This window comes from Microbacterium sp. No. 7, from assembly GCF_001314225.1.
In the GTDB taxonomy this organism is placed as follows: Bacteria; Actinomycetota; Actinomycetes; order Actinomycetales; family Microbacteriaceae; genus Microbacterium.
The window spans coordinates 1,726,472-1,740,900 of record NZ_CP012697.1 but is presented as its reverse complement, the minus strand read 5'-3'; the positions used below and the strand labels follow the sequence as shown (position 1 = coordinate 1,740,900).

The window sequence follows — 14,429 nt, the reverse complement described above, 5'->3', positions numbered from 1 at the left end:
GCATCCCCCGCCGCCCTCGGCTCAGCTGAGCTCGCGCGCCTCCAGCAGGTCGGTGACGAGCGCCGCGATCGCGGAGCGCTCGCTGCGGGTGAGCGTGACGTGGCCGAAGAGGTCGTGTCCCTTGAGCGTCTCGATGACCGAGGCGATGCCGTCGTGCCGCCCCACGCGCAGGTTGTCGCGCTGGCCGACGTCGTGCGTCAGCACGACGCGGGAGTTCTGCCCGATGCGGCTGAGCACCGTCAGCAGCACGTTGCGCTCCAGCGACTGCGCCTCGTCGACGATCACGAACGCGTCGTGCAGCGAGCGCCCGCGGATGTGCGTGAGCGGCAGCACCTCGAGCAGGCCGCGGTCGACGACCTCCTCGATCACGTTGCCCGACACGACGGAGCCGAGGGTGTCGAAGACCGCCTGGCCCCACGGGTTCATCTTCTCGTTCTGGTCGCCGGGCAGGTAGCCCAGCTCCTGGCCGCCGACGGCGAACAGGGGCCGGAAGACGAGGATGCGCTTCTGCTGCTGGCGCTCCAGCACCGCCTCCAGGCCCGCGCACAGCGCGAGCGCCGACTTGCCCGTGCCGGCGCGTCCGCCGAGCGAGACGATGCCCACGTCGGGGTCGAGCAGCAGGTCGATCGCGATGCGCTGCTCCGCGGAGCGCCCGTGCAGCCCGAACACGTCGCGGTCTCCGCGCACGAGCCGGTACGACGCGTCGCCGTTCACCCTGCCGAGCGCGGATCCCCGCTCGGAGTGGATCACGAGACCCGTGTTGACCGGCAGGCCGCGCACCGCGTCGTGCGTGGCCACCTCGCTCTCGTACAGGTCGCTCATCTCGTCGCCCGACACGTCGATCGAGGCCACGCCGGTCCAGCCGCTGTCCACGGCCTGCTCGGCGAGGTACTCCTCGGCGTGCAGGCCGAGCGAGGCCGCCTTCACCCGCATCGGCAGGTCCTTGGAGACGATCGTGACGCCCTCGCCCTCGAGGGCGAGGCTCGCGGCCACCGCGAGGATGCGGCTGTCGTTGTCGCCGAGGCGCATGCCGGAGGGCAGCACGGCGGCGTCGGTGCCGGCCAGCTCGACGCGCAGCGTGCCGCCCGCGCCGACGGGGACGGGCACGTCGAGACGGCCGTGCTCGATGCGCAGCTCGTCGAGGTGCCGCAGCGCCTGCCGGGCGAAGTACCCGATCTCCGGATCGTGACGCTTGCCCTCCAGCTCCGAGATGACCACGACGGGGATGACGACCGTGTGCTCTGCGAAGCGGAAGAACGCACCCGGGTCGCTCAGCAGCACCGACGTGTCGATCACGTAGGTGCGCGTCCGCTCGTCGGCCGACACGACGGTGTCGATCTCGGTGGGGTGCTGCGTCTGAAGTGCTTGTGTGGTCACAACCCGCTCCTGCCCCGGGGTTTCCCCGGCACCTACGAGTCGACCGTTGTCCCGAGTCGTGAGAGGCCGACTCGACCGGGCACCGTGCCCGATGAGGCCAAGCTACGTCTCCCGCGCACGGCACGCCAATCGCGACACGCGGCACCGCGTTTCCGGCCGGTGAATTTTTGGTGGCGCGCTCGGCACGCGCCGTGCGGCGTCAGCCGCCGAAGCGACGGTCCCGCGTGGCGTAGTCGCGGATCGCGCGCAGGAAGTCGACCTCGCGCAGGTCGGGCCCGAGCGCCTCGACGAAGTAGAACTCCGAGTGCGCCGACTGCCACAGCAGGAAGTCGCTGAGGCGCTGCTCGCCCGACGTGCGGATGACGAGGTCGGGGTCGGGCTGCCCGCCCGTGTAGAGGTGCTCCCCGATCTGCTCGGGCGTCAGGCTGGCGGCGAGCTCGTCGAGGGTGCCGCCGCGCTCGCCGTGCTGCGCGATGATGCTGCGCACGGCATCCACGATCTCGCTGCGTCCCCCGTAGCCGACCGCGAGGTTGACGTGCAGGCCGGTGTTGCCCGCCGTGCGCTGCGCGGCCTCCCGCAGCGTCTCGGCGAGGTCGTCGGGCAGCGCCTCGGCGCGGCCGACGTGCTGCACCCGCCAGTTGCGCTCGTGCGAGAGCGACCGGGCCAGGTCGGCGATGATCTCGATCAGGTCGGCGAGCTCCGCGGAGTCGCGCTTGCGCAGGTTGTCGGTCGAGAGCAGGTAGAGCGACACGACGCGGATGCCGAGGCCGTCGCACCAGCGCAGGAACTCGTGCATCTTGGCGGCGCCGGCCCGGTGCCCGTCGGCGACCGTCGCGAAGCCCGCCTGACGGGCCCAGCGGCGATTGCCGTCGATCATCATCGCGACGTGGTGGGGCACCTCCCCCGGGGTCAGCTGACGCCGCAGCCGCGAACTGTAGAGGCGGTAGAGGGGGCCCGGCCCCCCGCCGGTGCCGAAGGGTTTCACTCCCCCACGCTATCGCCTCCGCCCGTGCGAACGTCGCAGGCGGCGGCCGTATGTAAGCCGCGGTATACGTGCACGCGTAGGCTCTTCTCGTGGAACGAGATCTCACCGATGACGGGGTCGAGATGCCCCAGCTGCCGCTTCTCGACGCGGCCGCCGAGAGCGCCCATGCGGAGCTCCGGCCCTCATGGCGCGGATGGATCCACGCGGGCACGCTGCCCGTCGCGATCGCCGCCGGGATCGTGCTCATCGTGCTCGCCACGGGCGCTGCGGCGACGTGGGCGTGCACCGTCTTCACGATCTCCTCGCTGCTGCTGTTCGGCAACTCGGCGCTCTACCACCGGTTCGACTGGAAGCCGCTGACGAAGGCCGTCCTCAAGCGCATCGACCACGCCAACATCCTGCTGCTCATCGCGGGCACGTACACGCCGATCGCCGTGCTCGCGCTGCCGCCGGAGAAGGGCGCGATCCTGCTCGTCGTGGTCTGGAGCGGCGCGATCCTCGGCATCCTCTTCCGCGTGTTCTGGATCGGCGCGCCGCGCTGGCTCTACGTCGCCCTCTACCTCGCGCTCGGCTGGGCGGCCGTCATGTACCTCGGCGACCTGCTGAACGCCAGCGTCGCGATGATGGTGCTCGTGATCGTCGGCGGCCTGCTCTACACGGTGGGCGCCGTCATCTACGCGCTCAAGCGCCCGAACCCGTGGCCCGACCACTTCGGCTTCCACGAGATCTTCCACGTGTGCACCGTGCTGGCGTTCCTGTGCCACTGGACCGCGTGCCTGCTCATCACGCTGACGCCGGTCACTCCTTCGCTGGGCTCTCCCCTGTAGCCGTCCCCGTGGCCGACGAGCCCTGCTGCTCCGCGAGCTCGGCGTCGAGCTCCTCGTTGATCATCGACCGGTACTTGGCCCGGCGCACCCGGCGCAGCATGTCGAGCACGAGCGCGACCACCGCGAGGGCGAGGATCGCGATCGCGACGAACCCCGCGAAGCCCGGCGTCACCGACTCGGGATCGACGGTCATCGTGGGGGTCGGCACTGTCGCGCTGAGAATCCATGACATCGACACGTGCATCAACCTCTGCTCTCGTTCGGCGGTAGCCTAGGACCACCAGCCTAATCGGCCCCTGGAACTCCTTTCGCACCGTCCCTCCCGCATCGAGAGCACATGAGCACCGACACCGCCGCCCACGCAGAGCTGCTCGCCGACCGCTACGGCCGGCGCAGCTCGCAGCGCCGCACGCGCTGGTGGGTCGCCGGCGTCGTGATCGTCGCCGGGGCGGCGCTGGGCGTCACGGTCTGGTCGACCATCGCGTCGTCGCTGCGCACCGCCGACGCGATCGACCTCGGCTTCGAGCCGCCGACGGCGCACGAGATCACGCTGCGCTTCCAGATCACCACCCGGCCCGACGTGCCGGTCGCGTGCGCGCTCGAGGCGCAGGACGCCGAGCACGGCGTCGTCGGCTGGCGCATCGTCGAGTATCCGGCCGACGCCGCGCACAGCCGGATCTTCACCGAGACCGTTCCCACGGTCGCCGAGGCGACGACCGCTTTTGTCAAGGCGTGCTGGATCCCCTAAGCTGTTCCGAACATCTTCGATCTGACATCTGTGCGCCCTGGCTCGACGCCGGGGCGTTTGGCTTAGCTGCCGGGATCGACGCGGTCGTCCACGACGGCCGCTTTCACGAAGACCCGTTTCACGACGACCAAAGGAGAAGACGTGGCCAGCGACAGCACGGCGACCTTCCTCACGCAAGAGGCCTACGACCGGCTCGCCGCCGAACTCGAGCACCTCACGACGATCGGCCGTGAGGAGATCGCGAAGCGCATCGAGGCGGCGCGCGAAGAGGGCGACCTGAAGGAGAACGGCGGCTATCACGCCGCGAAGGACGAGCAGGGCAAGCAGGAGGCGCGCATCCGCACGCTGCAGAAGCTGCTCAAGGAGGCGACCGTCGGCGAGGCGCCCGAGTCGGACGGCACCGTGCGCTCGGGCACCGTCGTCACCGCGATCGTCGCGGGCGGCGAAGAGGTGTTCCTGCTCGGCAGCCGCGAGATCGGCGTCGGCTCCGACCTCGACGTCTACAGCGAGGCCTCGCCCCTCGGCGCCGCGATCATCGGCCTCAAGGAGGGCGACAAGGCGTCGTACACGGCCCCCAACGGACGCGAGATCGCCGTCGAGGTCGTCAAGGTCGACACCTACACGGGCTGAGGCGACGACACCCGTCGTCCGCCTCACGCACCGTCGGTCGCGCGGCGGAACTGGCGTTCCCAGTCGCGCAGCTCCTCGCGCCCGACGAGCGAGTCGAGCGACACCTGGAAGCGCAGGGCGTGGCGTGCGTTGACCTGCTTGATGTTGTCGACGAGCTGCACCGACACCGCTTCCAGGGCCTCCAGCACCTCGGCGACCCGCTGCTGCGGGTCCTCCCACAGGTCGGGGTGCGCCAGCAGGTCGAGCAGATAGTCGTTCGACACGGCGGCCAGCAGCCGTCCGAGCTTGTCGGCGTACTCGTTCTCCGCGAGCGCGCGCTGGTCGGCGCCGCCCTTGGCGTCGAGGCGTGCGAACAGCTGCGGCACGTTCGCGACGATGCGCGCGAGCTCGGCGTCCACGCGCGCCGCCGTCGCGTCGCCGGCCCGTGCGCGCCGCGCGTACTCGGAGCGCAGCGCCGAGAGCCGCTCGACGGCGGCCCGGATGCGCGCGGGCATGCGGCCCGACGGCGTGCGCGCGCGGCGACGCCGGCGGGCGACGGCCACGACCCCCGCGCCCGCGGCGACCACGACGACGCCCGCGATCACGGCGGGGAGCATCCAATCGCCGCCCGGCGACGCCGGCGCGCCGGAGGGCAGCTCGTCGGCGATCTGCTGCACCGTCTCGGTGAGCGCCCCCGTCAGGTCGCTGCCCGCATCGGCCTCGGCCTGGTTGGCGATGCTCAGGGCGGTCGCGCTGTCGATGACGCGCGAGCCGGCCATGAGGTCGCTGCCGATCGCGATGACGACGGTGTCGTAGTCGCTGCCGTCGAGCATGCGATCGATCGGGTACGCCTGGTAGACGACCTCGTGCCGCGCGTCGGCGGGGAGCACGACGACGCCGATGCTGCCGTCCTGGGGGACGACGGCGCGCAGCGCGTCGCTCAGCCCCGCCTGGTCGCGCACGTCGGGCGAGACGTAGACGGGTCCCTGCGCGAGCCCGCTCACGGCGTCGTCGAGCCAGCCGCCTGCCACCGCCACGCGTGCCTCCATGTCGGGCTCAGAAGTTGTTGATGACCGATGCGAACACGAGGTCGATGCGCTCGGGGTCGGACGCGTCGAACAGCTGCCCGCCCGTGGCGTCCGCGATGCGGCGCAGCGCCGTCGTGTCGGCGTCCTCGCCGTAGGCGATCGGGAAGATCCGCACGCGCGCGCTGTCCGTCGACTCGGCGGACGACGGCGAGATCCGCGCGACCAGGGAGTCGAGCGAGAGGCGCGAGTCGGTGTCCTGCCCGTCGGAGAGCACGACGATCGCGTTGATGCGCCCGGGCTCCGCGCGCGCCGTCATGACGTCGTAGGCGGCGGCGATCGCGTCGTAGAGCGGCGTGCCCGCCCGGTTCGCGTAGCGCAGGTCGTCGAGGGTCGCGTTGAGGCTCTCCCGGTCGGAGCTCAGCGCCACGATGTCGCGCATGACCTCCACGCCCTCGCCCGCCTCCGAGCGGATGCCGGTCGTGAAGGCCCACACGCCGACCTCGTCCGTGGGGCGGAAGTGGCCGAGCGTCGTCTGGGCGCCCTCGATCGCGCCGTCGAGACGGCTGCGGCCGTCGCCGATGGACTCGTCCATCGAGCCGGAGATGTCGATGAGCTCCAGCACCGACGAGGGCTTGCGCACCTGCGTCCACTGATCGATCGCGGCCGAGATGACGCTCACCTCGGGCTTGGGCAGCGTGATCGCCGGCTGTGCGGGGTCGACGCCGTACGCGGCGGTGAAGAGCTCGCCGAGCGGCACCGACTCGTCGAGCGGGCGGAAGCCGTACTCCGGCAGGATCTCCTGGGCGGGCTTCGTCGACAGGTAGGCGACGAACGCCTCGCCGGCCGTGCGCTGCTCGGGCGTCACCCAGTCGGCGCCGAGCACCGTGATGGGGTTGTCCGACCACATCGAGCCGCCCTCGGGATAGACCGCGACGAGCTTCTCGCGCGGCGGCGTGAGCGTCTCGCCGGGCTGCACGGTGTGCGAGTCGGGGTTGCCCAGGTTGTAGTTGAGCAGCGAGGTCTCCTCGAGCGCGACGGCCGAGACGTAGCCGGAGCCGCCCGCGCCGTGCTGCGTGTCGTTGTAGAGCGTCGTGAGGACGTTGCCGGTCGTGTCGCCGTAGTGGATGACGCACTCCTCGAAGACGCGCGAGAAGTCGGCGGCCGCGTCGACGTCGGCGGCGGTGAGTCCCTCGCTCTTCTGCGTGGCCTCGTAGGACTGCATGAGGATCGCGGAGAGCCCCGTCGTCGAGGTGTTCGGGTTGGTCTTGGAGATCTTGAACGAGCCCCAGATCGACTTGCCGACGCTGCCCCAGCCGGCGGGGTCCTGGCACATCGAGGCGAACGACGAGATGCTGAGGGGGGTGTCGGGCCAGCCGAGCGCCCGCGCCATGGGCTCGGGCATGCCGAACACGACCGGCGTGCGCGTGAACGAGACGGGATCGCCGACGAGCGCCGGTCGCGCCGCCGCCGCGACGCGGTCGGTCCACACGGTCGACGCGGGCGACCACAGCGTCGGCCAGAGCGCGCGGTCCTGCGCGGGCCACTCCTCGCCCGAGGTGAGGAAGCGCGCGGCGTTGCCCGACGAGACGTTGATGGGGCGCACCGTGGCGCACGTGTCGAGGGCGTCGTGCTCGGGCGACTGCTTGAACGCCTCGGCGAGCGCGTCGAGCATGTTGACCTTCTCGGACGAGGTCGCCACGACGATGTGCGTGCACCCGTCGCTCTCGAAGATCCCGTCGGACTCGGTCGACCCGGTGCCGGTGCAGCCGGTGAGCGTCACGGCCGCGACCGCGGCCAGCGCCGCGATGCGGGTGAGACGTCGTCGAGAGCGGGAGCGTGCGGGGCGACCGGACGAGAGCGACATAGATCCACACTACCCATGTGATCCACAGGATCCGATCGCTCTCATCACTCTGTCAGTCCGGCACGATGCGCGGCCGGAAGCCCGCGTCCTCGAGGATCGAGATCACCTGGCGGCGATGCTCCTCGCCCCGGGTCTCGACGCTGAGCTGCAGGATGACGTCGCTGATCTGCAGGCCCTGCCCGTGCCGCGTGTGCATCGCCTCGATGACGTTCGCGCCCGCGACGGCGAGGAGCTCGGCGACGCGGGCGAGCTGCCCGGGCCTATCGGGCAGCGGGACCTGCAGCGTCATGTAGCGGCCCGACGCGGCGAGGCCGTGCGCGACCACGCGCTGCAGCAGCAGCGGGTCGATGTTGCCGCCCGACAGGATCGACACCGTGGGTCCGCTCGCCGTGACCTTGCCCGCGAGGATCGCGGCGACGCCCACCGCGCCCGCCGGCTCCACGACCTGCTTGGCGCGCTCGAGGAGCACGAGCAGGGCGCGCGCGATGTCGTCGTCGCTCACCGTGACGACCTCGTCGACGAGCTCGCGCACGACCTCGAAGGTCAGGTCGCCGGGGCGCGCGACCGCGATGCCGTCGGCGATCGTCGGCGTCGTCGCGACGGTGAGCGGCTCGCCCGCCTCGAGGGAGGCCGGGAACGCCGCCGAGTTCTCGGCCTGCACCCCGATCACGCGCACCGTGCGGCCGTCGGCCGCCGCGCACGCCTTGACCGCGGCCGCGACGCCCGCGATGAGGCCGCCGCCGCCGATGCCGACCAGGAGGGTCTCGATGTCGGGCACGGCGCGGTAGATCTCGAGGCCGAGCGTGCCCTGGCCGATGATGACGTCGCGGTGGTCGAACGGGTGGATGAGCACGGCGCCCGTGCGCTCGGCGAACTCGACGGCCAGCCGCATGGGCGTCTCGAAGGTCGCGCCCTCCAGCACGACGTCGGCGCCGTACCCGCGCGTCGCGAGCAGCTTGGGCACGGGGACGCCGAGCGGCATGAAGATCGTCGCGGGGATGCCCAGCTTCTGCGCCGCGAGCGCGACGCCCTGCGCGTGGTTGCCGGCCGACGCGGCGACGACGCCACGGGCGCGCTCCTGCTCGTTCAGCCGGGAGAGCCGGTAGGTCGCGCCCCGGATCTTGAACGAGCCCGTGCGCTGCAGGTTCTCCAGCTTCAGCCACACCGGTGCGCCGAGCACGTCGCTCAGATGATCGGACCCCTCCATCGGGGTCTCGGTGATGACGTCGGCGAGGACGCGCGCGGCGTCCTCGAACTCGGCCAGGGTGGGGATGGTCACGACCGGTCTTCCTTTCCACGTGGCACGGTGCTCCAGATCAGCTCGTCGGGGCCGGGCAGGTCGCCGGTCTCCCACTGCCGTCTGGAGAGATAGATCGCCACGACGTTGACGAACGCGGCGAGCGGCACCGCGAACAGGGCTCCCGGGATGCCGGCGATCATGGCTCCCCCGGCGACGACGAGCACGACGGCGAGCGGGTGCACCTTCACCGCGGAGCCCATCAGCAGCGGCTGCAGCACGTGGCCCTCCAGCTGCTGCACGCCGAGCACGACGACGAGCATCCACAGCGCGATCCACGGGCCGTTGTAGACGAGTGCCAGGAACACCGCGAGCGCTCCCGTCACGACGGCGCCGACGAAGGGGATGAACGCGCCGAGGAAGACGAGCACGCCGATCGGGATCGCGAGCGGCACGCCGAGCAGGAACGCGCCGAGCGAGATGCCGACCGCGTCGATCGTGGCGACGAGAAGCTGGGTGCGCGCGTAGTTGACGACCGTGACCCAGCCGGCCTTGCCGGCGCCGTTGACCGCGGGCCGCGCCGTCGCGGGGAACAGCCGCAGCGTCCAGCGCCAGATGCCCGCCCCGTCGGCGAGCGTGCAGAGCAGGATGAACAGGGCGAGCAGGGCGCCCGTGGCCACGTGCCCCACGGTGGTGCCGATCGCGAGCGCGCCCGACCACAGCATCGACGCCTGCTGCTCCAGCAGCGACCCGGCCTGGTTCAGCAGATCGTCGATCTGCTCGGCGGTGAGGTGCAGCGGTCCGTCGATGAGGTACTGCCGCAGCTGGTCGATCGCCCCGAGCGTGCGCTCGCGCACGGACGCCCACTCGCGCGTGATCTGCCAGATCGCGAGGTAGAACAGCCCGGTGATGACGGCGAGCGTGCCGACGACGCTGATCACGATCGCGATCCAGCGGGGGACGCGGTGCCGCAGCAACCAGGTGAAGGCGGGCCAGACGAGCGCGGTCACGAGGATCGCGATCAGCAGCGGGATGACGAGCAGCTTGAGCTGGATGATCAGCCACACCAGGATCGCCGCGGCGGCCACGATCACGACGAACCGCCACGCGTAGGCGGTCGTGACGCGCAGCGCGCGCGGCAGATGGTCGGTGACGTCGTTGGACAGCACGCGCGTGCGCAGCGCGTCTCGCAGCGATCCCCGCTTCGGCTCTTCCTTACCGCTCACTCGTCAATCCTAGAACTCGCCGCCGATGCGGCCGAGGCGTGCGATGCGATCGGGCAGCGGCGGGTGCGTCGCGAACAGGCGCGTCATCGCCCCGGGCCGCAGCGGATCGCTGATCCACAGGTGCGCCATCGACGTGTTCGCCTTGCGCAGCGGCTGCCCGTGCTCGGCGAGCTTGCCGAGGGCGGACGCCAGGCCGTCGGGGTCGCGCGTCGTCATGGCGCTCGTCGCGTCGGCGAGGTACTCGCGCTGGCGCGAGATCGCCGCCTGCACCGCGCCGGCCAACAGGGGCGCGACGAGCGCGGCGACGACGCCGAAGACGAGGAAGAGCAGCTGCGCCTGCGCGTTGTTGCTCCGGCGCGCGCCGCCGAAGAAGGCCATGCGCATGAACATGTCGGCGAGCATCCCCACGGCGACGACGAGCCCGAACACGACGAGCGACACGCGGATGTCGTAGTTGCGGATGTGGCCGAGCTCGTGACCGAGCACGCCCTCCAGCTCGCGATCGGTCATCAGCTCGAACAGCCCCGTCGTCACCGTGATCGCCGCCTTGTCGGGCGTGCGCCCGGTGGCGAACGCGTTCGGCGCCGGGTCGTCGACGACGTAGAGGCGCGGCATGGGCGCGCCCGTCGTGATGCACAGGTTCTCCACGATGCGGTGGAATCGCGGCGCCTCCTGCGCGGTGACCTCGACGGCGCCCGCGAGCGCGAGCGCCTCGCGGTCGGCGGCGAAGTACTGCACGGTCGCGTAGCCCGCGGCGAAGATCAGCACGAACGCCGTGATGAACCAGTTGTTGCCCGCGAGCCAGCCCGCGGCGAGCCCGATCAGGCCGAGGAAGAGCACGAAGCCGGTCAGGATCAGCCACGTGTTGCGCTTGTTGCGAGCGATCGCGGTGTACATGGGTCACACCCCGCTGGTGGAATGCCGCCGATCGGGGGCGTTCGCGCCCCCGCTGGTCGAGTGCCGGCGGCTCAGCCGCCGGCGTGTCGGGACCGGGTCAGAACTGTATCCGCGGCGGCTCGGCGATGGCGGCCCCGTCGACGACCTCGAAGAACTCGCGCTCGCGGAAGCCGAGGTTGCGGGCGAAGAGGTTGTTCGGGAAGACCTTGATCTTGGTGTTGAGCTCGCGCACGCCGCCGTTGTAGAACCGGCGCGACGCCTGGATCTTGTCCTCGGTGTCGACGACCGCCTGCTGCAGCTGCAGGAAGTTCTGGCTCGCCTGCAGCTGCGGATACGCCTCGGCGACGGCGAACAGCGACTTCAGCGCCTGCTGCATGTGCCCCTCGGCGACGCCGGCGTCGGCCGGGCTCTGCGCCGACAGCGTCTCGGCCCGCGCGCGCGTCACGTTCTCGAAGACGGCCTTCTCGTGCGCCGCGTAGCCCTTGACCGCCTCGATCAGGTTCGGCAGCAGGTCGGCCCGTCGCTTGAGCTGCACCGTGATGTCGCTCCACGCCTCGTCCACGCGGACGTTGAGCGTGACCAGCGAGTTGTACGTGGCCCACAGGTAGATGCCGACGATCACGACGAGACCGACGATGATCAGGATCGGGATCAGCAATTCCATTGCGGTTCTCCCATCGATTGTGCTCCCATCCTACCGACGCGCTCAGACGCCGATGCGGACCTGGCGAGCAGTTCCCAGCCCTTACTCACCCAGCACGCGGGTCAGGTACGGATTGGCGAACGCGCGCCCCGGGTCGAGGCGGTCGCGCAGCGCGACGAAGTCGTCGAACCGCGGGTAGACGCGGCGCAGCCCGTCGGCGTCCATCGTGTGCATCTTGCCCCAGTGCGGCCGCCCGCCGAGCGCGCGCATCGCCTCCTCGACGGCGGCGAAGTACGCGGTGTGGTCGGCGCGTGCGTACCGGTGCACCGCGATGTATCCGGTCGCCCGCTCGTGCGCGGTCGAGAGCCAGAGGCCGTCGGCGGCGCTCGTGCGCACCTCGATCGGGAACTCGATGCGCCAGCGGCTCTCCTCCACGAGCCGGCGCACTGCCCGCAGCGCACGCGGGAGGTCGTCGAGCGCGATCGCGTACTCCATCTCCCGGAACCGCACGCCGCGCGTCGTCGCGAGCACCCGGTGCGAGAGGTCGGAGAACGCGCGGTCGCCCCACACGCGCGCCGACAGCCGGTTGATCGCCGGGACGAGCGGCGGCATCGCGCGTCCGATCGAGCACAGCGCCTGGTGCGCGCCGTTGCCGATCACGATGTCGTCGACGAACCGGGACGCCGCGCCGAGCGGCCGCGTGGGGGCGTCGGCGGGCAGTCTCGTCAGGGTCTTGGTGAGCGCGAGGTCGGTGTGCGGGAACCAGAAGAACTCGAAGTGGTCGGCCTCCTCGGCGCGCGCCACGACCGCGTCGCACACGGCGTCGAGCGGCTCGGGACGCTCCGCGGCCGCCAGCGCGAACGCCGGGACGCACTGCAGGGTGACGTCGACGACGATGCCGAGGGCGCCCAGGCCCACGACCACCGCCGGCAGCAGCTCGGCGTTCTGGTGCTCGTCGATCGTGAGCAGCTCTCCGTCGGCGGTCACGAGCGTGACCGCGACGACCTGCGTCGCGATCCCGCCGAGACGGCGGCCGGTGCCGTGCGTGCCCGTCGAGATCGCTCCCGAGATCGACTGGCGGTCGATGTCGCCGAGGTTCTGCATCGCCAGGCCGGCCGGCGCCAGCAGGGCGGGGATGCGGTGCAGCCTGGTGCCCGCGAGCAGACGCGCCCGGCCCCGCTCGCGGTCGAGGTCGACGAGGCCCGTCAGGTCGCTGAGGTCGAGGAGCACGTCGGGCGCGACGGCGACGCCGCTGAAGCTGTGCCCCGCGCCGACGGCCTTGACGCGCAGGCCCCGCGCGGCCGCGGCGTGCACGGAGCGCCGCACGGCCGCGACGGTGGGCGGGTGCTCGACGCGCACGGGACGCACGCGCTCGGTGCGCGCCCAGTTCTGCCAGACGCCGCCGGGCCGGGTCACAGGAACGCCCGCCCCTCGCCGCGATACGTGGGCAGCTCGCCCACGATGCGCCCGTCGCGCACGAGGTGGTACCGGTCGACGTGCTCGGCGGGCTCGCCGCTCTTCGCGTGCCGGAACCACACGCGGTCGCCGACGGCGAGACGGCGCGCCGCGTCGCCCCGCAGCGGCGTCTGCACCTCGCCCGCGCCCTCACGCGCGAGCGTGCGCAGGCCGCGCGGCCACACCGGCACGGGCTGCCGCGAGGCGGCCGGCGGTCCCGACGCGATCCATCCGCCGCCGAGCACCGTGACGATGTCGGGGGCCGGCTTGCGCACGACCTCGAGGGCGAAGGCGGCGGCCGGGGCGGGTGCGAACGCCCGGTAGCGGTCGAACAGGTGACCGGCGAGCAGCCCGCTGCCGGCGGTCGCCTCGGTGACGGCGAGGTCGGCCGCCGTCGACTCGAGCGAGCCCGTTCCCCCGCCGTTGACGAACTCGAGGGGCGAGACGCGGTCGACGGCGGCCACGATCTGCGCCCGGCGTTCGCGCAGCTCGAGGGCACTGCGGCGCTGCATCCACCGGATCGCCGCGTCGTCGGGGCCGCCGGCGGCGTCGGGCTGGCCCGCGATCTGCGCCTCGTACATCATGAGGCCGACGAGACGGAAGCCGTCGCGCGCGACGATGCGGCGGGCGAGGCGCTCGGCCTCGGCGGGCTCGTGCACGGGCGATCGGCGCACGCCCAGATGGCCGAGCACGGGCGCCCGCCACGAGGCGTCGACGTCGATCGCGACGCGCAGCGCGGGGCGCCCCGCCGGCGCCGCGACGGCGTCGATCAGATCCAGCTGGGCGACGTCGTCGACCATCAGCGTGACGCGTGCCGCCGCCTGCTCGTCCGCGGCGAGCCGGGCGATCGCCGCGCGGTCGGCCGTCGGGTAGCCGACGACGACGTCATCGTGGGTGCGGGCGAGCCAGAGCGCCTCGGGGAGCGTGTACGCGAGGATGCCGCGGTATCCCGCGATGCCGAGCACGGCGTCGAGCACGCCGCGAACGCGGACCGACTTGCTGGCGACCCGGATCGGCACGCCGGTCGCGCGCACGACCAGGTCGAGGGCGTTGAAGCGGAGCGCGTCGACGTCGATGGTCGCCACGGGCCCGGACAGCGCGCTCACGGCCGCGGTGCGGGCGGGCCAGTACGCGGCCGGATCGGTCCACGGCTCGTGCGCGACGCCGGCATCCTGCACAAGATCGAGGCTCATGGGGCAGGCTCCTTACGTACGGGTCTCCCGGCACGGCGCGGTCGCGCGACGTTGTCAGGCTAACCGAGCCGCGAAGTTGGCGGGTTCTGCGTTGCCATCGACGCATTCTTCGGTTTGCCACCGTCGTTCGTCGAATGCCGTCGAGCATGGGTGAGCGATGTGCGACGAACGCGGTGTTCGCGCGGTCGATGACGCACGAATCCCCGAAGGAGGCAACGACATGGACGCCCGCGTCCTCGGCTGCCCCTTGAGGTGGTGCGGGTCCGGGTGGTGCGGGTCCGGGCGATGCGGGTCCGGGCGATGCGGGCATGCGAGAAGAAGACGACGAACGGCCTCGACG

Annotated in this window: 14 protein-coding genes; 3 read left to right on the top strand and 11 right to left on the bottom strand. The window is 71.8% G+C overall.

All coding sequences use genetic code 11. From position 1 onward, the window contains the following. Window positions 1–21: 21 nt before the first annotated feature. Both AOA12_RS07925 and AOA12_RS07920 read right to left on the bottom strand, forming a co-directional pair. Window positions 22–1,338 carry a PhoH family protein gene (locus AOA12_RS07925; protein ID WP_231637241.1) on the bottom strand — a complete coding sequence of 439 codons (1,317 nt, stop codon included), beginning with the start codon at window positions 1,336–1,338 and terminating at the stop codon, window positions 22–24. A gap of 238 nt (window positions 1,339–1,576) precedes the next feature. Next, complete coding sequence (locus AOA12_RS07920; protein ID WP_054681772.1) at window positions 1,577–2,362, bottom strand: isoprenyl transferase; 786 nt, start codon at window positions 2,360–2,362, stop codon at window positions 1,577–1,579. 122 nt (window positions 2,363–2,484) lie between these two features. Here AOA12_RS07920 and trhA point away from each other — a divergent pair, with 122 nt between their 5' ends. Next, on the top strand, window positions 2,485–3,189 hold the full coding sequence (trhA, locus tag AOA12_RS07915; RefSeq protein WP_054681770.1) for a PAQR family membrane homeostasis protein TrhA: 705 nt from the start codon (window positions 2,485–2,487) through the stop codon (window positions 3,187–3,189). Here the strand turns inward: trhA and AOA12_RS07910 are convergent. Next, complete coding sequence (locus AOA12_RS07910) at window positions 3,161–3,382, bottom strand: hypothetical protein (RefSeq protein ID WP_231637202.1); 222 nt, start codon at window positions 3,380–3,382, stop codon at window positions 3,161–3,163. The genes trhA and AOA12_RS07910 overlap by 29 nt on opposite strands. A 144-nt stretch (window positions 3,383–3,526) precedes the next feature. Between AOA12_RS07910 and AOA12_RS07905 the strand changes: the two genes are divergently transcribed. After that, window positions 3,527–3,937, top strand: a complete 411-nt coding sequence (locus AOA12_RS07905; RefSeq protein WP_054681768.1) for a DUF4307 domain-containing protein — start codon at window positions 3,527–3,529, stop codon at window positions 3,935–3,937. A 141-nt stretch (window positions 3,938–4,078) separates the two neighbouring features. Continuing rightward, window positions 4,079–4,567 (top strand): transcription elongation factor GreA, encoded by a 489-nt coding sequence (gene greA, locus AOA12_RS07900; protein WP_054681766.1) that lies wholly within the window; start codon window positions 4,079–4,081, stop codon window positions 4,565–4,567. A 23-nt stretch (window positions 4,568–4,590) separates the two neighbouring features. On the opposite strand, the gene AOA12_RS07895 is transcribed toward greA, so the two are convergent. From AOA12_RS07895 to AOA12_RS07860, 8 genes are all read right to left on the bottom strand, one after another. Then, complete coding sequence (locus AOA12_RS07895) at window positions 4,591–5,583, bottom strand: hypothetical protein (RefSeq protein WP_054681764.1); 993 nt, start codon at window positions 5,581–5,583, stop codon at window positions 4,591–4,593. 19 nt (window positions 5,584–5,602) lie between these two features. Further along, a complete protein-coding gene (locus AOA12_RS07890; protein ID WP_054681763.1) occupies window positions 5,603–7,438 on the bottom strand; it encodes a substrate-binding and vWA domain-containing protein in 1,836 nt (611 codons plus the stop codon). 52 nt (window positions 7,439–7,490) lie between these two features. Continuing rightward, the gene (gene ilvA / locus AOA12_RS07885; protein ID WP_054681761.1) at window positions 7,491–8,717 is read right to left on the bottom strand and encodes a threonine ammonia-lyase; all 1,227 of its coding nucleotides are present in this window, start codon (window positions 8,715–8,717) and stop codon (window positions 7,491–7,493) included. Beyond that, window positions 8,714–9,901 carry an AI-2E family transporter gene (locus tag AOA12_RS07880; RefSeq protein WP_054681759.1) on the bottom strand — a complete coding sequence of 396 codons (1,188 nt, stop codon included), beginning with the start codon at window positions 9,899–9,901 and terminating at the stop codon, window positions 8,714–8,716. Before AOA12_RS07880 ends, ilvA begins: the two co-directional genes overlap by 4 nt. A 9-nt stretch (window positions 9,902–9,910) precedes the next feature. Then, window positions 9,911–10,798, bottom strand: a complete 888-nt coding sequence (locus tag AOA12_RS07875) for a M48 family metalloprotease (RefSeq protein WP_054681757.1) — start codon at window positions 10,796–10,798, stop codon at window positions 9,911–9,913. Between the two features lie 97 nt (window positions 10,799–10,895). Then, window positions 10,896–11,462 (bottom strand): LemA family protein, encoded by a 567-nt coding sequence (locus tag AOA12_RS07870; RefSeq protein WP_054681755.1) that lies wholly within the window; start codon window positions 11,460–11,462, stop codon window positions 10,896–10,898. Between the two features lie 81 nt (window positions 11,463–11,543). Beyond that, entirely contained in the window at window positions 11,544–12,857 is a 1,314-nt protein-coding gene (locus AOA12_RS07865; RefSeq protein ID WP_054681753.1) for a D-arabinono-1,4-lactone oxidase, read from the bottom strand. Continuing rightward, window positions 12,854–14,089 carry an alanine racemase gene (locus AOA12_RS07860; protein WP_054681750.1) on the bottom strand — a complete coding sequence of 412 codons (1,236 nt, stop codon included), beginning with the start codon at window positions 14,087–14,089 and terminating at the stop codon, window positions 12,854–12,856. The genes AOA12_RS07865 and AOA12_RS07860 overlap by 4 nt, the downstream gene beginning before the upstream one ends. Window positions 14,090–14,429: the final 340 nt, after the last annotated feature.

Excerpts from the sequence above, each read along its gene's own strand:
- trhA (WP_054681770.1), top strand. The coding sequence starts at position 2,485 with ATGCCCCAGCTGCCGCTTCTCGACGCGGCCGCCGAGAGCGCCCATGCG.
- AOA12_RS07910 (WP_231637202.1), bottom strand. The coding sequence starts at position 3,382 with ATGACCGTCGATCCCGAGTCGGTGACGCCGGGCTTCGCGGGGTTCGTC.
- AOA12_RS07905 (WP_054681768.1), top strand. The coding sequence starts at position 3,527 with ATGAGCACCGACACCGCCGCCCACGCAGAGCTGCTCGCCGACCGCTAC.
- AOA12_RS07890 (WP_054681763.1), bottom strand. The coding sequence starts at position 7,438 with ATGTCGCTCTCGTCCGGTCGCCCCGCACGCTCCCGCTCTCGACGACGT.
- AOA12_RS07875 (WP_054681757.1), bottom strand. The coding sequence starts at position 10,798 with ATGTACACCGCGATCGCTCGCAACAAGCGCAACACGTGGCTGATCCTG.
- AOA12_RS07870 (WP_054681755.1), bottom strand. The coding sequence starts at position 11,462 with ATGGAATTGCTGATCCCGATCCTGATCATCGTCGGTCTCGTCGTGATC.
- AOA12_RS07860 (WP_054681750.1), bottom strand. The coding sequence starts at position 14,089 with ATGAGCCTCGATCTTGTGCAGGATGCCGGCGTCGCGCACGAGCCGTGG.